Annotated in this window: 15 protein-coding genes and 1 pseudogene; 8 read left to right on the top strand and 8 right to left on the bottom strand. The window is 51.5% G+C overall.

The features are described 5' to 3' along the window. The first annotated feature begins 32 nt into the window (after positions 1-32). Both CR205_RS14015 and helD read left to right on the top strand, forming a co-directional pair. Positions 33-227 carry a hypothetical protein gene (locus tag CR205_RS14015; protein ID WP_110520729.1) on the top strand — a complete coding sequence of 65 codons (195 nt, stop codon included), beginning with the start codon at positions 33-35 and terminating at the stop codon, positions 225-227. A 248-nt stretch (positions 228-475) separates the two neighbouring features. Further along, complete coding sequence (helD, locus tag CR205_RS14010; protein WP_110520728.1) at positions 476-2,809, top strand: RNA polymerase recycling motor HelD; 2,334 nt, start codon at positions 476-478, stop codon at positions 2,807-2,809. Positions 2,810-3,078: 269 nt separating this feature from the next. Here helD and CR205_RS14005 read toward each other — a convergent pair whose 3' ends face one another. After that, the gene (locus CR205_RS14005) at positions 3,079-4,332 is read right to left on the bottom strand and encodes a DEAD/DEAH box helicase (protein WP_110520727.1); all 1,254 of its coding nucleotides are present in this window, start codon (positions 4,330-4,332) and stop codon (positions 3,079-3,081) included. 103 nt (positions 4,333-4,435) lie between these two features. On the opposite strand from CR205_RS14005, the pseudogene CR205_RS14000 reads away from it, so the two are divergent. The 3 genes and pseudogenes from CR205_RS14000 (at position 4,436) to CR205_RS13990 (ending at position 9,273) form a co-directional block, all read left to right on the top strand. Beyond that, positions 4,436-5,991, top strand: a pseudogene (locus CR205_RS14000) (ABC-F family ATP-binding cassette domain-containing protein). Between the two features lie 284 nt (positions 5,992-6,275). Continuing rightward, positions 6,276-8,444, top strand: a complete 2,169-nt coding sequence (recQ, locus tag CR205_RS13995; RefSeq protein WP_110520726.1) for a DNA helicase RecQ — start codon at positions 6,276-6,278, stop codon at positions 8,442-8,444. Positions 8,445-8,610: 166 nt separating this feature from the next. Continuing rightward, the gene (locus tag CR205_RS13990; RefSeq protein WP_110520725.1) at positions 8,611-9,273 is read left to right on the top strand and encodes an SIMPL domain-containing protein; all 663 of its coding nucleotides are present in this window, start codon (positions 8,611-8,613) and stop codon (positions 9,271-9,273) included. A gap of 143 nt (positions 9,274-9,416) precedes the next feature. Here the strand turns inward: CR205_RS13990 and CR205_RS13985 are convergent, their stop codons facing one another. After that, positions 9,417-10,256: an SMP-30/gluconolactonase/LRE family protein gene (locus tag CR205_RS13985; protein WP_110520724.1), complete on the bottom strand. Its 840-nt coding sequence runs from the start codon at positions 10,254-10,256 to the stop codon at positions 9,417-9,419. Positions 10,257-10,364: 108 nt separating this feature from the next. Continuing rightward, positions 10,365-11,795 (bottom strand): amidohydrolase family protein, encoded by a 1,431-nt coding sequence (locus CR205_RS13980; RefSeq protein ID WP_236634843.1) that lies wholly within the window; start codon positions 11,793-11,795, stop codon positions 10,365-10,367. Between the two features lie 196 nt (positions 11,796-11,991). Between CR205_RS13980 and CR205_RS13975 the strand changes: the two genes are divergently transcribed. Next, positions 11,992-12,882 (top strand): EamA family transporter, encoded by an 891-nt coding sequence (locus tag CR205_RS13975; protein ID WP_110520723.1) that lies wholly within the window; start codon positions 11,992-11,994, stop codon positions 12,880-12,882. 140 nt (positions 12,883-13,022) lie between these two features. Here the strand turns inward: CR205_RS13975 and CR205_RS13970 are convergent, their stop codons facing one another. The 4 genes from CR205_RS13970 to CR205_RS13955 all read right to left on the bottom strand — a co-directional run bounded on the left by CR205_RS13970 (position 13,023) and on the right by CR205_RS13955 (position 16,097). Further along, the gene (locus CR205_RS13970) at positions 13,023-13,631 is read right to left on the bottom strand and encodes a flavin reductase family protein (protein ID WP_110520969.1); all 609 of its coding nucleotides are present in this window, start codon (positions 13,629-13,631) and stop codon (positions 13,023-13,025) included. A 6-nt stretch (positions 13,632-13,637) separates the two neighbouring features. Continuing rightward, positions 13,638-14,252 carry an alpha/beta hydrolase gene (locus CR205_RS13965; protein WP_110520722.1) on the bottom strand — a complete coding sequence of 205 codons (615 nt, stop codon included), beginning with the start codon at positions 14,250-14,252 and terminating at the stop codon, positions 13,638-13,640. Between the two features lie 15 nt (positions 14,253-14,267). Further along, a complete protein-coding gene (locus tag CR205_RS13960; protein WP_110520721.1) occupies positions 14,268-15,203 on the bottom strand; it encodes a ring-cleaving dioxygenase in 936 nt (311 codons plus the stop codon). Positions 15,204-15,302: 99 nt separating this feature from the next. Then, complete coding sequence (locus CR205_RS13955; RefSeq protein ID WP_110520720.1) at positions 15,303-16,097, bottom strand: GNAT family N-acetyltransferase; 795 nt, start codon at positions 16,095-16,097, stop codon at positions 15,303-15,305. A 219-nt stretch (positions 16,098-16,316) separates the two neighbouring features. Between CR205_RS13955 and CR205_RS13950 the strand changes: the two genes are divergently transcribed. Then, complete coding sequence (locus CR205_RS13950; RefSeq protein ID WP_110520719.1) at positions 16,317-17,576, top strand: cytochrome P450; 1,260 nt, start codon at positions 16,317-16,319, stop codon at positions 17,574-17,576. A 112-nt stretch (positions 17,577-17,688) separates the two neighbouring features. Continuing rightward, the gene (locus tag CR205_RS13945) at positions 17,689-17,970 is read left to right on the top strand and encodes a hypothetical protein (RefSeq protein WP_110520718.1); all 282 of its coding nucleotides are present in this window, start codon (positions 17,689-17,691) and stop codon (positions 17,968-17,970) included. Between the two features lie 52 nt (positions 17,971-18,022). Here the strand turns inward: CR205_RS13945 and CR205_RS13940 are convergent, their stop codons facing one another. Then, complete coding sequence (locus CR205_RS13940) at positions 18,023-18,274, bottom strand: BhlA/UviB family holin-like peptide (RefSeq protein ID WP_110520717.1); 252 nt, start codon at positions 18,272-18,274, stop codon at positions 18,023-18,025. Positions 18,275-18,590: the final 316 nt, after the last annotated feature.

Genomic DNA, 18,590 nt, shown 5'->3' with positions numbered 1-18,590 from the left:
AGACCGGATACTAACGCTGGAGGTGATATTCAATGGCAAAGGACCGCGACAGACAGCCCTTCGCGCGAAATGAAGCGGAAGAACAAGTTCAGCAGCCCCAGTCTTCTGCCCCGGATGCCCATTACAGAGGGGATGCGGCAGATGAGCTTAGTATGCAGGAAGAGGCCAATCATGACTTGGCAAAAAAAGAACTTGAACAGCAGAAACAGAACAGCGGACGGGATTAATTGCCGGGGAGCATAACTGGATATTAAAATGGATCAAAAAAGCCCGCCGGTTCCATTGTCTGGAACGAGGCGGGCTGCGTGTTTCGTTTCGGTGTTTGTTGGAACATAAAAAAATCGTTGTGGCGTCCACAACGGTGTGCTACACTGGAAACATCTGTGTAGTAAAGATTTACTTGTGTGTATTTATTATCCATATTTAATTTTACTACATAAGGATAAGGCTGTCAACCAGTTAAAGGAGTGGTTCCGTGAGCGAAGAAAAACAGTGGCAGGAAGAACAGCATCGGGTGGACAAGGTCGTTGAGACGATCGAGCAGAAGCAGCAGGAGCTTCAGGAAGCGTCCGGCGATGTGAAATCGGAAATCCTTCAGGTACGTAAAGATTTCTGGGACGATGTGACGGTAAACCTGGATGATCCGGATGATGTCGTCGAAACCCAGGCAAGCCTCAAGCAGCAGGCCGAATTCCTGTCTGAGCGCGAACGAAGCCACGGCCAGAAGTCAGAGCGGTTAAAAACGCTGAGAGATCTGCATGACTCCCCCTACTTCGGCCGCATTGATTTTCAGGAAAAAGGTGAACCGGAGACGGAAACCGTTTATATCGGCATCGCCTCCCTAATGGATCAGGAGGACGAAGAGTTTCTGATCTACGACTGGCGCGCGCCGATTTCAAGTATGTACTACAACTACTCCCCCGGCCCCGCGTCCTATGAGACGCCTGAGGGTGATATTGAAGGGGAAATCCGCCTGAAGCGGCAGTTTATTATCCGCGGCGGGAAAATTGAAGGTCTGTTTAATACAGGTATTACGATCGGGGATAAACTGCTTCAGAATCTGCTGGGGAGCGAATCTTCTCCGCAGATGAGATCAATTGTGTCCACGATTCAGCGGGAGCAGAACCAGATTATCCGTAACGAACGAAGCCGCTACCTGATTGTTCAGGGAGTCGCGGGAAGCGGGAAAACGTCTGCGGCCATGCAGCGGGTCGCCTACCTCCTCTATGCCCACCGGGAGTCCCTGACTTCTGAGAACATGGTGCTGTTTTCGCCAAATCCTCTGTTTAACAGCTATGTGGCCACCGTGCTTCCGGAGCTCGGTGAGGAAAACATGTGGCAGACGACGTTCAATGAATATGTCCAGAAGGAACTGAGCCGCACGTTTCGTGTGGAGGATCCTTTCGATCAGATGGAATGGTTTCTCGGTGCTCCTTCCGATCAGGGGAAAACTGTGCGGACAGAAGCGGTACAGCTGAAATCCTCCCTTGTATTTAAAAAGTGGATCGATGAGTATATGACGAAGCTCGGCAGCGGTGGCCTTCACTTTTTGCCGGTGAAGTTCCGTGGGGAAGAACTTGTGTCAAAAGATGAAATCCGGGATTACTTTTACGGATTGGACCGATCTGTTTCCCTTTCAAATCGGGTGGAATTAACATCTGACTGGCTGCTGCAGCGAATCAAAGCGTTTCAGCGGGAGGAGTGGCAGAAGCTCTGGGTCGAAGAAGAAATCCAGCTGATGGACAAATCGGAATACCTCGAAGGATTCCAGAAGCTCGAGAGCTCGAAGAAATTTACCGACGCGACGTTTGATGACTATGACCGTGAGCGGGAGTGGCTCAGTAAACGGGTTGTAAAGAAAAAGCTTGTGCCCCTGAAGCGGAAAATCCGGCAGCTCGCTTTTGTAAATGCTGTTAAGACGTACAGGGATTTTTATGAAGATGCAGCAGGAAAGCATCCGGAATATCGGGCGGTCTGTGAGACCTCAATTGAGGAGATTCACAGAAAGCGTCTGAACTGGGAGGATGCTACTCCCTACCTTTATTTTCAGGATCAGCTGAAAGGCCGGCGCCCGCTGACGCACATTCGTCATGTGTTTATTGACGAGGCTCAGGACTATTCCCCGTTCCAGTTCGCTTATTTAAAAGAGCTGTTTCCCCAGGCGAGGATGACGCTTCTCGGGGATGTGAACCAGTCGATCTACCTTCATGCGATCGACAACCCGACGCCGATCGATGAGGATGCGGAAAAGGCGGGAACCGGTACAGCCCGGACCGAACGGATTACGCTGATGCGCAGCTACCGTTCCACCGCCCAGATTGTCGGGTTTACCTCACAGCTGATCAGTGGCGGCGATAAGATTATTCCGTTTACCCGTGAAGGACGTCTGCCGGTCGTGATTGAAGCGGATGGCCAGCAGGCCATGCAGAAGCGGGCCGTGTCTCTTGTAAAAGAGCTTCGCGGCCGGGACATCGAAAATACCGCAGTGATCTGTAAAACGATACGGGACAGCGAGGCTGTGAGTGCGTATCTTGCCGAGTATTTCGACGTCCAGCTTGTGGATAAGGAAACTCACTCGTACCGTAAGGGGCTTGTTGTGATTCCCGCCTATCTGGCAAAAGGAATCGAATTTGATGCGGTCATTCTTTATGATGCGTCGGCGGAAAATTACGCGGAAGAAGCAGAGCGGAACCTGTTTTATACGGCGTGTACACGGGCGATGCATGAACTATACCTATTGACGCCGGGCAAGCGCTCTCACCTGATGGATGATGTGGATGAGACGGCGTTTGAGGTGGAACAGGTTTAAGTACAGGTTTTTTAAACGCCATAAAAGCCCCGTTTCTGCAATGATCAGAAACGGGGCTTCCGCATATTACTTTTTCTTTAATGAAATGAGTATACCCTTCCGTCAGTTTGCAAAGCTCCGCTGAACGCCATCCGCTCGCTTTCCGCGGCGGTGCCGGCGAGCCTCCGCGGGCTTCGCCCTGCGGGGTCTCGCCTGGCTCCCATTGCCGCAGGAGTCACGCTGCTGGCGTCAGCTGCGCATAATAGAGGTTTACTAACTGAGAGGTATACTTATTTTTTCTTTTTCTTCTTTTTCACACTGGGCTTTTTGCCGGCTCCTGCACGTACACCGGCGGGCTGACGACTTTTCGTGCCTGGCGTGTGTCTCTTTTTCGGTGAAGGATCAGATCCCTCGTCCGGTTTCACGTTTTCAATTTTTCCACGACTCAGCTTCATTTCACGGAGCGTCACGCCTGCATCACGTGCGGCCCGCTTCAGATCCCGTTCTTCCCTCGGTTCCACGAGGGAGATTACCATACCGTCCGCTCCCTGGCGTCCGGTGCGGCCGGCCCGGTGGGTATACTGCTTTGCGTCACGAGGCACATCCATTTGAATAACGTGTGTGAGTCCGGTCACATCGAGTCCCCGGGCTGCCACGTCTGTGGCAACGAGAAGCGGCGTGCTCCCCTCCCGGAAACGGGTAATCGCCTGCTTCCGCTCCTCTTTTTTCGACTCGCTGTGAAGGATGCTTACTTCCACCTTTTTAAAGGCGAGCTTTTCTCCGATCGTGTTAACCTCACCAATATCGTTTACAAAGGCGAGAGCTTTCATCTTTTCGTTTTTCACAAGGCTGTTTACCACATCGACCTTTTCCCGGGCTTCAGAAACAATATATACGTGGTCTACTTTACCTGACGCTTCTGTGTCACGTTCTTTGCGGATCACTTCCGCCTCGTTCATAAGTGCGGCTGCCTTCTGCTCTGTTTCCTTTGGCACGGTGGCTGAAAACAGGACGAGCTGGCGGTCGCGGAGGGTGGCCTTGATGATTCCCTCAATTGTCCCCTGGTGCTCGGAGGTGAGGAGCTGGTCTCCTTCATCCAGGACGAGCGTACGGACTTCGTGCATTTTAAGCTTTTTCTGGTTTACCAGTTCAGCGACACGTCCAGGCGTTCCGGCAACAATGTGAGGTTTCTTTTTCAGCTTTTCGAGCTGGCGCTTTGTGTTAGCACCGCCAATCAGAGAAGCAGAACGGATGCCGCTCCCCTGGCCCCACTGCTGGATCTGTTCCAGAATCTGCATCACAAGTTCCTGGGACGAGGCTAAAATAACCGCCTGGATGTCCTTCTTTTCCGGGTCAATTTCGTGTAAAATCGGCAGAAGGTATGCCAATGTTTTTCCCGTGCCTGTGGGAGACTCTGCGATCACGTCAAGCCCGTTCAATAGAAGCGGCACTGCTGCTTCCTGAATGGCCGTTGGTTCTGTGAAGCCGGCTTTTTCCCAGGCCGACTGGATAAATGGTTGAAACTGATTTTCAAATTTAGTCATGATGATCTCCTTTTGCGGGTCCGTCGGTTCGGATTTTCTACCTCAAAGTGTACCCCAGCCAGGGCCCCGGAGTAAAGATACGCATGCAGAGGATGTGACAGAAATGAGTATTTTAACAGTGAAAAACCTGAGTCACGGGTTCGGTGACCGGGCGATTTTTAACGATGTGAGCTTTCGCCTCCTGAAAGGTGAGCACATTGGCCTCATCGGCGCGAATGGAGAAGGAAAATCCACGTTTATGAACATCGTTACCCGCTCCCTTGAGCCGGACGAAGGAAAAATCGAATGGGCGAAAAATGTGCGGGTCGGCTTTCTGGATCAGCACACTGTTCTTCAGAAAGGTCTGACGGTACGTGACGTGCTGAAGACGGCGTTTCAGTATCTGTACGATATGGAGCAGGACATGAACAGCCTGTACGAAAAAATGGGCGAGGCGTCTCCCGAAGAACTGGAAGCCCTTCTTGAAGAGGTCGGCACGTTCCAGGACATGCTCACCAACAATGATTTTTACGTGATAGACGCAAAGGTGGAGGAAATTGCCCGTGGTCTCGGTCTTGATGAAATCGGTCTGGACCGTGACGTGAACGATTTAAGCGGCGGACAGCGGACAAAGATTCTGCTCGCGAAGCTGCTTCTGGAAAAACCGGATATTCTCCTTCTCGATGAGCCGACCAACTATCTTGACGAGCAGCATATCGAGTGGCTCAAGCGCTACCTGCAGGAATACGAGAACGCGTTTATTCTGATTTCCCACGACATTCCGTTTCTGAACAGCGTTATTAACCTGGTCTATCATATGGAAAATCAGGAACTGACCCGATACGCTGGTGACTATGACCAGTTCATGAAAGTGTACGAGATGAAAAAGCAGCAGCTTGAATCGGCGTACAAAAAGCAGCAGCAGGAAATTGCCGGCCTGAAGGATTTTGTGGCCCGGAACAAGGCCCGGATTTCAACTCGGAATATGGCGATGAGCCGCCAGAAAAAACTCGACAAGATGGATGTTATTGAGCTGGCGCAGGAAAAGCCGAAGCCGGAGTTCCGTTTTCAGATGGCCCGCACACCAGGAAAGCTGATTTTTGAAACCACTGACCTTGTGATCGGCTACGACGAGCCTCTCTCCCGCCCTCTGAATCTGCGGATGGAGCGGGGACAGAAGCTTGCCCTCACCGGTGCGAACGGGATCGGGAAAACGACCCTCCTCCGCTCGGTGCTTGGGGAAATCAAACCGGTGAGCGGGACCGTCGAGCGCGGCGAACACCTTCACATCGGGTACTTTGAGCAGGAAATTAAAACGACCAATAACAATACGTGCATCGAGGAAGTGTGGGATACGTTCCCATCCCTGAGCCAGGCGCAGGTCCGTTCGGCGCTTGCCAAATGCGGCCTGATGACAAAACACATCGAGAGCAAGGTTTCCGTGTTAAGCGGCGGGGAAAAGCGAAGGTTCGCCTCTGCAAGCTCATCAACAGTGAAACCAACCTTCTGGTGCTGGACGAGCCGACCAACCATTTGGATGTAGATGCCAAAGCGGAACTGAAGCGTGCTTTGAAGGCTTATAAGGGCAGTATTCTGCTGATCAGTCACGAGCCTGAGTTTTATGAAGACGTGGTGACAGATGTGTGGAACTGTGAGGACTGGACTACAAAGGTGTTTTAAATCCGTTTCACTGAAAATGACTTATTAAACAGAAGCTTCGCTTCACTCCGTCCGTTCGCTTTCCGCGGCGATGCCGGCTAGCCTGGCCACCATTGCCGCAGGGGTCTCACTGCCGCGCGTGTAGCTCTGCGCGAAAGGAACGAGTTTCCTATCATTTAGATTTTTCACACTGCAGGCGGATGTTCAATCTATTTAATGGTAAACAGCAATTGTTTTATACGTTAAATTTTTTTATTTCACCTTTTTCGGGGCTTTAATATCAAGCAGAAAGGAGCACCTCCGTGATGATTCAACAAGCTGAACAGATGCTTCATAAGCATTTTGGATACGACCGTTTCCGGCCGGGTCAGGAAACGATTATTACCCGGGTGTTTCAAGGTAATCCTGTAATGGGAATAATGCCGACCGGCGGAGGAAAATCAATCTGCTATCAGATTCCCTCCCTTCTTTTTCCCGGCCTTACGCTTGTGATCTCGCCGCTCATTTCCCTGATGAAGGATCAGGTGGATGAGCTTCGCGAGGCACAGATCGGCTCTGCGTTTATTAACAGTTCCCTTAGCTACGAGGAGTCTGAGGCTGTAATCGCTTCTGTCAGGGAAGGAGAAGTGAAAATTCTCTATGTTGCCCCTGAGCGCTTTGAGATGCCGGGTTTTGTGAGTCTGCTTCGTACTCTGGACGTTTCCCTTATTGCTGTAGATGAAGCCCACTGTGTCTCTCAATGGGGACATGATTTCAGGCCAAGCTATATGCGGATTCCCGGCGTCATTCAGGATCTTGGGCAGCGTCCATCCCTCCTTGCCCTTACCGCCACGGCGACACCGGAAGTTAGAGATGACATCTGCCGTGCGTTCGGGATTGAAGCGGATCACGTGGTGCAGACCGGATTTGCAAGGGACAACCTGTCCTTTCATGTTCTGAAAGGTCAGGACCGGGACCGCTACATGATTGACTACATCAGTAAAAATGCAGGTGAACCGGGGATTATTTATGCGTCGACGCGTAAAGAAGTGGAACGGGTACAGGAACTTCTGGAACGTAAGGGAATTCCCGCCGGGAAGTATCACGGCGGCATGAGCAGCACTGCCAGGCAGGCTAGTCAGGAAGACTTTGTGTATGACCGGATCGATGTAATGGTGGCCACGAATGCCTTTGGGATGGGTATTAACAAATCAAATGTGCGCTACGTGCTGCACTATCAGATTCCGAGAAACATAGAAAGCTATTATCAGGAAGCAGGACGCGCCGGACGGGACGGTGAAGCGAGTGAGTGTATACTTCTCTACTCGCCCCAGGACGTGCGTGTGCAGCAGTTTCTGATTGACCAGAGTGATTCGGAGGACGATCGGAAAGAAAATGAATACCGTAAGCTACGGCAGATGATTAATTACTGTCACACAGAAGCGTGTCTTCAGAGCTTTATTCTCGAGTATTTCGGTGATCACGGCGCAGATCCTTGCGGGCGGTGCAGCAGTTGTACCGACAACCGGGAAACACAGGATGTCACACGTGACGCCCAGATGGTGTTTTCGTGTATCAAACGAATGAACGAGCGATTCGGCAAAACAGTGGTTGCCCAGGTGCTTACCGGTTCGGCCAATCAGAAAGTAAGAGAACTGGGATTTAACAAACTCTCAACTTACGGCCTGATGAAAACCCGCTCTGCGAAAGATGTGGGCCAGTTTATTGATTATCTGGTAGCCGAGGAATACCTGCGGATGACCGGCAGCACCTATCCGGTTCTCGCCCTCGGTGAAAAGGCGGTTCCGGTTCTGAAAGGTACCGAGAAGGTGGAAAAGAAAGAAGAACGGCGCGTGGAGCGGATTGCGGAAACCCATCCCCTGTTCGCAGAACTCCGGGAACTGCGCAGGGAACTGGCACGGGAGCATTCGGTGGCACCGTATATGGTCTTTTCCGATCAGACGCTCAAAGAGTTGTGCAACCGGCTTCCAGTGAATGAAGATACAATGCTCTCTGTAAAAGGTGTCGGTGAGCAGAAAATCGCAAAGTACGGCGAACCGTTTCTCGAGCGGATCCGGACGTATGTGGAGACACATCCTGAAGAGGGCATTGTAGATTCCAGCGATCGTAAGGCGGGAAGTATGTCCGGTGGTGATTTTGCGCCGCCTTCGACTCCGGGCGGCAGTAAACAGGAAGACAAAGTGCCGAGTCACCTGATTACTCTTCGAATGTTTAAGGACGGCGCCACACTTGACGTGATTGCTGAAGAACGGGGCATCAAATGCTCCACTGCCGGTGAACACCTGCTTCGCTGCGCCGAAGAAGGAGAACAGGTGGATTTTTCAGCAATCATAGATATTGACGCACAGGATACGATTAAGCATGTGGTATCCGAGGTAGACCCTTCCGAAGGCCTGAAGCCGTTGAAGGAAGCCCTGCCCGACCACATTGACTATTTCCAGATCAAAGCCGTGCTTCAAGGGTTTGTGAAATAGCTCAAAATGTTCGGTATCATGCCCCGGCGGAATTCTTTCCGCCGGTTTTTTTGCGTTACACCAGAACGAAATTTCACGGATTCAACCGTTCACCGGTTCTATTTGATCCGGTTTTCAAATAAACTGGTTAGTAGTGCACATATTCCGTTACACGGGGGGCTTATCCATGTATCCGAAGCAACCGAATCGACCGGCATACCGGAACGACCAGACCCGAAACATCCTGAAAGTTAAAGGTGAGGGCTCCGTTTCTTCTGCTCCCGACCAGGCAAACATTACTGTCGGGGTCATAACCGAGAAAACGGAAGTGAGTGCCGCCCAGCAGGAAAATGCTGCAGCGATCAGTGCGGTCACTGACGCCATCACCGCGCTCGGGGTTCCTGAAGAGAGCATCCAGACGGTCGAGTACCGTATCGATACACAATACGATTTTGTAGACGGCCAGCAGCAGTTCAGAGGCTACAGAGTCACCCACCAGCTCCGGGTCACACTCGACGATATCGAACTGACCGGACCGGTTGTTGATGATGCGGTGGCAGCAGGTGCCAATTCCATCTCTTCCATTCAGTTTTCCCTCGCCGATCCGTCCGCCTTTTACAATGAAGCACTGACACTCGCCCTGCAGGATGCGGGCAGAAAAGCTGAAACCATCGGGGAGGAACTTGGTGTTTTAGTAGATACTCCTCCCGTCTCGGTACGTGAAATATCACCATCTACAACACCAGTGCCGTTTCAGACAGCACTCTATGCCTCTGCGGAGGGGACACCGATCCAGCCGGGCACGCTGACCATTCTGGCTGTTGTGGAAACGGAGTTTACGTACAATTGATATCAGAAAAAACTATCATAGAACTGAAGTGATGCCCGCGGAAAGCGTCCGCCTGCAGTGAGATATACTAACAAATATAATTTACAAAAAACCATATTAAAAACGGCTCCCCCCCAAACACTCAGGGTGAGCCGCTTTTCGTGTTACTTTACGCCTCTGACCACAAAGAGACTGCCTGAATCAGGATACTCAATCAGATCTGGTTCCGTCAGTCCTACAGAAGCTGTTGTAATAAACAGATCCCGTCCGTCCGGGCCGCCGAAAGCAGGACATGTCACTTTTTTCGCCGGAACGTCCACCGTGTCGACCCATTCTCCAAGCTCCGGATTAATGACCGCCACCCGGTAGCCGCCGAACAGGGCTACCCATAAAAGGCCGTTTGAATCGATGGTCATCCCGTCAGGCACTCCGTCTTCTTCCTGAAACGTATAGACGATTTCTTTGTTTGCAATGGCGCCGGTGGTTTCATCATAATGAAACTTTAATATGCACCGGGTTCCTGTGTCGATGTAGTACATCGTTACCGCCTGCTTATCCCATGCCAGTCCGTTGGAGGTGGTTACATCCTTGAGCACAGTCTGGCGCGTTCCATCAGTATCCCAGCAGTAAAGGGCACCTGCCTCTTTCTGGCCTTTCTCGCCCATCGTACCGGCCCAGAAGCGGCCCCATGGGTCAAGTTTGCCGTCATTAAACCGGACACCGTCCGGCAGGTCAAGTACATCGACCGGTTCTACTGTATTCGTTATTTTTTCCCAAAGATACAGCCCGTCCTCAAGCACCACATACCGGCTTGAGCCTTTTTTCTGTCCAAGGGCAGTCGGCCGTTTTTCTGTCGGGTATTTTTTGATTTCAGCCTCATCATAATCAAACTCGTAAATCGCAGAGCCTACAATATCAACCCAGTACAGGCGTCCGTCCTCCTCGCACCAGAGCGGCCCCTCCCCGAGCTTGTTCTCGCATCCTGCCAGTTTCTCCGTCTCCATCTGTCACCAGTCCCTCCATAGATTCAGCTACTAGTTTCTTTCTACCACCGGGGAGAAATTCAAAACCTCCCTTTCCTTGGAAAAAGAGACGCATTTAGACTGCGGCTTCTACAGCAGGCCCTGCTTCACCATCTTCACCACATCACTGTCTGCCTGTTTCAGATCAGCAGAAGCCCGCTGTACGAGAGCATCTGCGGCTTTCTGACCGGCTTTTACTGCCGTCTTTACGTCCACTGTCACCACGTTCCGGTCTTCCATTACAATCCGTCCGTCGATTATGGACATTTCCACTTCGTGCCCGCGGGCTGAGTACACAAGGTTGGGAACGATGTTTCTGACCGGATCTGTGAGTACCGGAAAAAGAGACGGCTGTTCTGCGTCGATAACGATGAGATCGGCTTTTTTCCCTCGTCTGAGACTCCCGATCTGATCTTCGAGGCCGAGTACCCTGGCACTTTCAATTGTGGCTGAACGGATTGCAAGCGTGGCGTTAAAAACGGAGGGATCTTTCCGTTTTACTTTGTTCAAGATCGCCGCCATCTTCATTTCATTGAACATCTGATTACAGTTGTTTCCCGGTGCCTGGTCGGACCCGAGGCAGGCACGGCCGCCGTTTTCAAGAAAGGTGAGCATAGGCGGGACAAGCCCGTCGATGATGCCGATACTCCCGGCACAGTAAATCATGCCTGCACCACTTCGTGCAACGGCTGCCGTTTCTTCATCCGTTGCTTCAGTCAGATGCACAGCAAGAAGTCGGTTGTTGAGAAAACCGTGTTCTTCCAGAAACGGTATGCTCCGTTTGCCATAGCGCTTTTCCATCTGCCCGATTTCACGGTCTCCCTGGGCTACGTGCATATGGAGTTTCGTGTGGTGAATGTTTGCGAGATGCTGCATCTCTTTTAATAGTTCCAGGCTCATCATGTCCGGTCCCTGGGGTCCTGAAAGAGCAGTAATCCGCCCTTTTTCTGTAAACGGATACTTCTCGAGCAGCTGCTCATTTCGTCTCTTTTTTTCCTCGCCGACGGATGGATCAAACGGATACAGATCGCCGACTTCAAGATCGACAATCGTCTCAGGCATTTCATTTACCATCTCCGTGACTACTGCTCGTGCGCCAGTCTGCTCGTAATTTTCAGCCAGATCAAGCATATGATCGTTATAATCACCAAAAGTGGTGGTTCCTGCCTGAATACCTTCTAGAATGTTGACCATGGAGCCGAGCTTCTTGTCCTCTGTGGTCAGGTGTTTCGCAAACGGCCAGATCCCCTTCTGCATCCAGTCGTTCATGTCCTGAGCCACGCCCCGGACCAGGGTCAGTCCTGTGTGCATATGGGCATCGATCAGCCCTGGCATGACAATTTTTCCAGTGCCGTCAATGGTACGGTGGGCCGGGAAGTCCCGGCTTACCTCGTCAGTTGGCCCAACGGCTGCGATTGTGCTGCCGCTCACGGCAACTGCTCCTTTGTGTATGTAGCCTACACCTTGACCTTCCATCGTAAGTACATGTGCATTTGTGATTAACAGATCGACTGTTTTCAATGCGACCGCTCCTTTATTGTGAGAGATTGACAGATTGATGCGACCTTTCTACAATAGTGAAAGAAGTACGACTAAAACCTCCGGTCATCATAACGGAGGACGTGGATTTTTTCTGAGAGACAAAGAACTCTTACTTTTCGCCACACGTCTTTTTTTGAGATGTGTGGCTTTTATATGTTTTCAGGAGGTGGCAGAAGTGCGGTTATGGATGTATGCCCTGCTCGTTTTTACGGGCGGGTGCTTCTTAGGTGCGTTATCCACAAGTGTAAAACTCGCCTACGAAGCCGGTTTTTCCATTCCACAGATTACGGTGAGCCAGTTTTTTTACGGAACCGCCCTCATCTGGCTTGTTTGGCTGTTCAGTAAAAAGAAGCGCCTGACGCTTAAGAGTGCGGGGGTTCTGCTCATTTCCGGCATTCCGATGGCGCTTACGGGTACGTTTTACTACTTCTCTCTTCAGACGCTTGATGCCTCCCTGGCAATCATTTTTCTGTTTCAATTCGTCTGGGTCGGCTCACTGTTTGATTATGTGATTTACAGAAAGCGACCGTCTGTTCAGCAGTGGGCTGCCATTGCCGTTCTGCTTGCCGGCTCTGTGCTGGCGGTCGGCTTGATTACCGACGGCGTCACAAACCTGTCGCTTCAGGGAGTTGGGTTCGGCATGCTGTCAGCATTTACGTTTACGACGTTTGTGTTTGTGAGCGGCAACGTGGGCCGTAACGTGCCGGCCGTTCAGAAAAGCGCCGTTTTTGCTGCTGGCGGTCTCATTTTTGCGTGTATTGTCTTCCCGCCGTTTGCGGTGTTTGACAGTGCCGCCTCCTTTACGGCAATTACGCCGTACGCCCTTTTTCTCGGTCTGTTCGGTGTCACACTTCCGCCTCTGCTGTTCGCGATCGGGATGCCCCGGATCGGCACAAGCACAGGGACGATTCTCAGCGCGTCGGAACTGCCCGTTGCAGTCGTTCTGTCGGCAATGGTGCTTAACGAAACCGTCGGTACGCTCCAGTGGGCGGGGGTGGCTGTGATTCTGATTGGAATCGTGGCCGGCAACGTGCGATGGCGCCGACCAGTGGCTGACACCGGATAGAACTGCAATGGACAAAAGCCTGTTCAAAAAGCCGGCCTCACCGTGGATAACGGGCGGCCTGCAGCAGAGCTTCCTCTTAAATCTCAGGGAAGCTGAAAAAGACCAGTCCCTTTTGGCATGAGGACTGGTCTTTTTGCGCGTTATTTCGGACGTTCGATGGAAAAGATCTCCCCGAGGTTAGCGTAATCTTTCCCGCCCAGGCGGGCAATTGGACGCAGCAGGTCGGCCTGGACGCTTCCGTTCTCGTCCATCAGACTTTCGTCCACGTGATACTGGACAATCCGGCCGAAAACCACGTCGGTGGATGCTTCCTTCCCGTCAAACGCGAGATGCCTTTCAAGACGGCACTCAAAGCGGACCTGGGATTCTTTAAGCCCGGGAACACTCACTGCCGTACTCTCGACAGGTGTAAGGCCGACCCGTTCCACTTCACTCTCGTCCGGCGGCAGATTGGCTGCGGCAGCGTTCATTTCCTGCACGTTTTTTTCGTCAGTGATGTGTACAACAAACTCGCCTTTTTCCACGATGTTTCGCGAGGTGTCTTTTTTTGAATCGCCACGTTTTCCGATGGAGATCATCAGAATCGGCGGATCGGCGGACACAACGTTAAAATAGCTGAACGGCGCGGCGTTGAGCACGCCTTCGTCCGATACACTTGTCACAAAGGCAATCGGCCGGGGGATAATCGTTTCCGTTAAAAACCTGTAATTTTCTTTCTTTGACAGATTCGCCGGGTCGATGGCTTTCACAGGCATCTACTCCCCTTTCGTCACCTTTTTATACCAGGAAGCAGCGTTGTCAATTTCTTCCCGGGTGAGCTGATGGCCCTGATCGGCCCAGAATACTTCCACGGCCGCGCCGGCTTCCATTAACGAAGCCTCCAGCTCTTCTGTTTCCTGCGGCGGGCAGATCGGGTCGTTTTTCCCGGCTCCGATAAATACCGGCGTGCCGCTCATGTCTGGCAGTTCGATGCCCCGGCGGGGAACCATCGGATGAAGCAGGACAGCTCCGTTAAGCACATTGTTATAATGATACAGCAGACTGCCCGCAATGTTCGCTCCGTTGGAATAGCCGACGGCAATCACTTTATCACGGTCAAATCCGTGCTCCTCTGCTGCCTCATGGAGATAGTTTTTCAATTCATCTGTCCGGAAGATCAGGTCCTCTTCATCAAAAACCCCTTCACGAAGACGCTTAAAAAAGCGCGGCATGCCGTTTTCGAGAACGTTTCCCCGTACGCTGAGCACAGACGCTCCTTTATCAATCATATCGGCAATCGGAAGCAGATCCCGTTCATTGCCGCCTGTTCCGTGTAAAAGCAGCAAAGTGTATGGATTTGTTTCGTCTCTTTTTTCAAAAATAGCTTTCATCGTATTCACCTCATTCTATTTCTCTGGAATCGTAATCGGAAGAACAATGTTCTCAATTTTTTCACGTGCCGGTTCAAGCCATGGTGGGAGCTTCAGATGGGTTCCAAGTTCGCTTTCGTCCTCATCCCATAAAAAGCCCGGCGGATCGGTGGCAATCTCAAACAGAACACCGCCTTTTTCACGGAAGTAAATGGCCTTGAAGTACTGCCGGTCCATCACTTCGGTCGGCCGGAAGCCGGCCTTTTCCACGTGTCGGTGCCATTCGAGCTGATCGTCATCATCTGCTGCCCGCCAGGCAATATGATGAACCGTTCCCACGCCGTAGCCGCCTGCTTCTGTAATGGATGTATCCAGATCAATCACATTGCCGAGCGGCGCCTCGGCTTTGAAGCGGACGAAAGAGCCGTCTTCGCCGATTTTTTCAAGGCCCATCACGCTGGTCAGAACCTCGCCTGTCGCATCGGGATCGGCTGTGTACAGTACGGCACCGGCAAAGCCTTTAACCGCTTCGCTGGATGTGATCGTATCGTAGGCCCAGTCGCTCGCTTCCCCGCCGGAACGTTCGGTAATCTCCAGCTTCAGGCCGTGGGGATCAGCAAAAGCCAGGGATTTTTCCCCAAAACGTTCGGTTTCGTGCACCTGCACGTTTTTGCTCTCCAGACGCTTTTTCCAAAACGTCAGTGCCCCTTCCGGAACTGCAAATGGCGTGACACCAACCATACCGGTTCCGGTTTTTCCCGGTGCCGCATCGTTCCATGGAAAAGTGGTCATAATCGTGCCCGGCGCCCCTTCCCTGGTGCCAAAGTACAGATGGTATGTACCCGGGTCGTCAAAGTTAACGGTCTTTTTTACGAGCCGGAGCCCGAGAACATCCGCATAAAAATCGATATTTTCCTGTGGATGGCCAACTATCGCCGTAATATGATGAATGCCCTGAATCAGTTTTTTCATAAAGGTCCTCCTGAAGTGTGCCACATTCCACTTTCAAAAAGTAAGCGCATTGTCCTTGTTTATCATATACCCGCTCTGCTGTTTTTTCAAATCATCTGATTAAAGGTGCTCCCAAACCGCTTTTGTGTAAACGGTCTGCATTCCTGCACGGTGCATGTTTCTGAAGCTCCCTTCTCCGAAAGTCGCCTGCCCTGCCAGCATGGTGCAGCCTGCTTCGGCTGCTGTTTTCCGCCGCGCCTCAATTAGAGCTGTGTGACATCCAAGTCTGCGAAACGCCGGCCGGGTTCCGGATGCTGCAAGTACTGCTGTCTCACCGGTTATGTAGAGGGCGGCAATTCCGGTTGGTTTTCCTTTGCAGACGGCCAGATAAAAGTGCCAGCCCGGCTCGGTATAAAGGACCCGGTTGTTTTCCTCAATACCTCTCACCGTAAATGGAGGCATTTCGAACGCCTCGGCATATAAGTCTGCATACAGGTAAAATTCATCCTTCCCAAAAGCGCGGATATCAATATTAACAGGCGTATTCTGCTGTTTGCTGACGCTGCCTTCAAGGCTCGTATGAAACCCGGTCTGACCGTATCCCTTCTTCGCGAGTGCAAGAAACAATTCACGGTCTGTATGAACCGGCGTAAGCTCAAAACGGGGCTCAATCTCTTTTTCCCGGTAAAAGGCGAGAATATCGTCCAGATGCATCAGATCCTCGATGTAAAATCCTTTTACCGTGTTGTAGGATGGGCCCGGAATGTTTTTAACTGCAAATGCGGTTGTGCTGCCAAATTCTCTGATTTCACACCCCATCGGGTTACCTTCCCGTCCGCCCATACATTCGAGTCTGCTTCGCGTCATCCGGATTTCCGCCTGCTCGGTGCGGCTGAACTGCTCTGTTTTCAGCAATCGGATCACTCCTCTGTCAGTCTTTACGTTTCCTATTCGTTCCATTCTGCCGGAATCCTGCTCTTAATCATGAGAATTCATGCGTTTACCTCTATGCTTCCGGCGGGTATTAATGAAACAGGTATATACCGGAAATTGCGGGGCATACATACAAACGAATCGTAACAGAAATTATCCGCAGTTTAGAGGCATAGACAAACCAAAGAAGGAGCGGTCTGAATGAACGTAAAAACACCTGTACCAAAGGAAAAAACATTAGACAGCACACTGGCACTTCTGAAGGAAGGTTTTCATTTTCTCCCGTCCCGCCGCAGTGAGCTTGAATCGGATATTTTTGAAACACGCCTTGTAGGCCAGAAAGCCGTCGTGATCTGCGGGGAAAAAGCGGCAGAACTGTTTTACGATGAAGCTCTTATGAAGCGTGACGGGGCTGCTCCAAAGCCGCTTGAAAAATCCCTGCTCGGCGAAGGTGGTCTTCACGGGCTTGACGACGAGGCCCACAAACACCGCAAGCGCATGTTTCTTTCCATGGTCACACCTGAGCGCCTTGAGGACATGAAGCGCCTTGTACGTGACGAGCTTAACAGAAAAGCTGACGAGTGGGTAAACCGGGATCATGTGGTTTTTTTCGAGGAAATGAATGACGTCCTCGCCGTCAGCGGGATGAGATGGGCCGGTCTTCCTCTTGAAGATCAGGACGTGAAGCAGCGGACCCGGGAACTGGCAGAGATGGTTGATTCATTCGGTGGCTCTCTCTCCCGGTTCAGAAAAGGGGTAAAAGCGCGCCAAAGCCAGGAAAAATGGGTGGAAGGGATCATCAAAGCGGTGCGTAAAGGCGAGATGAAGCTTCCGGAAAACACCGCAGCGTACATCGTTGCCACTCACCGCGAGATGGACGGAAAGCAGCTCCCGCTGCAAACGGCTGCTGTTGAACTGAACAACTCCTACCGCCCGCTGATGGCTACAGCCTACTTACTTACCTTCGGGGCCGCCGCCATGCACGAGCATCCGGATACCGTAAAAAAAATCCGCAGCGGCGGTGAGGAATACAGCAAGATGTTTGCCCAGGAGGTGCGGCGCTACTATCCATTCGTGCCTGCCATGGCCGCGAAAGCGCGGAAGGATTTCAGCTGGAACGACTATAAGTTTAAAAAAGGTACGAAGGTCATTCTCGATATTTACGGCACAAACAGGCACCCTGATTCGTGGGAAAATCCGGAGTCTTTTATTCCAGAGCGGTTTAAAAACTGGAACGAAAGCCCGTTCAGCTTCGTTCCTCAGGGGGGCGGAGATCATCACATGGGTCACCGCTGCGCCGGAGAATGGATGACGGTGCTTGTGATGCGCGAAGTGTTTAAGTTTCTGGCGGAAGAAGTGACGTACGATGTACCGGAACAGGACTTAAGCTACGACATGCACCGTATGCCGACGCTGCCGAAAAGCGGTTTTGTTATGACGAACGTGAAAAGAAAAGGCTGATTCCAGCCAGCCCGGGGGTGAAAATTCCCGGGCTTTTTTATGTATGCGGTGGTATACTGGACTGGCAACTTTAGTTTACATATTTTAGCAGGTTTATGAAGGAGATGATCACGTGCTCGCCCGCTCTCTGCCTGTCTGGTTCTGGCTTTCTATTATTCTTTTTGTTACCTTTCAGTGGCTGATGATTCCTGTGATCTCTTTTGCCGGAGCCGGTCCTGGGGGAATTCTTTTAGGTGTTATGGTGGTAACACTTTTCGTCTGGCCGGTGTACGTAACGGCTGTACTCGTGGCCTTAAGAAAACTCGAGGGATTCGAGACGCAGCGACTTATTGTGTCGACCGTGTTCCTTCTCATTCCTCCGTTTACATTTATCCCGGTTTATACGGCCGTGTAGCACAAAAGCGCCTGACATTAAGCCGGCGCCTGCATGGGGGCGATTCGCCCTCTTATCTTTTTTTTCCGTAAATGTAATCTTTCATATCTTCTTTTATCTCATTTACGTCCTTCTGTATCTGCTCGAGATCCCGAAGACTCGTCGCCTGCTTTTCAATGACCTCGATGTAGCGTTTTTCGCGCTCGTTATTCATGGTCACCACCCAGCGCACGCCCCAGATCGTCGTTCCGAGCAGAACGATAAACAGGAGTCCGAAAATCCCGACACCTGACTGAATCCCGTATCCAAACAGTGAATCCCACATGGCGTGCCCTCCTCTCAATTAATTAATGGAACACTATCAGAATATGCACCCCAACCCCTTTGTTGAGGGCAGAGTGTCTGATTCTATCAGCTTATTTTCTGATTTAAGAGAGTGGATTGGTAGTACTCACACGCCTATTACATGAATCGCACAACAGAGACAGGGACAAAAGAAAAGTGTTCAGATGAGAATGTAAACTAACAACTGACTAGCGTATGAAATATACGCCGACTCCTGCGGGAAGAAAAGCGCAGGTGAGACCCCGCAGTGCGAAGCACGCGGAGGCTCAGCCGCTTCCCGCGGAAAGCGGCGTATA

The sequence above is a fragment of the Alteribacter lacisalsi genome (assembly GCF_003226345.1).
GTDB lineage: Bacteria > Bacillota > Bacilli > Bacillales > Salisediminibacteriaceae > Alteribacter > Alteribacter lacisalsi.
This window is presented reverse-complemented; position numbering and strand designations above follow the sequence as displayed.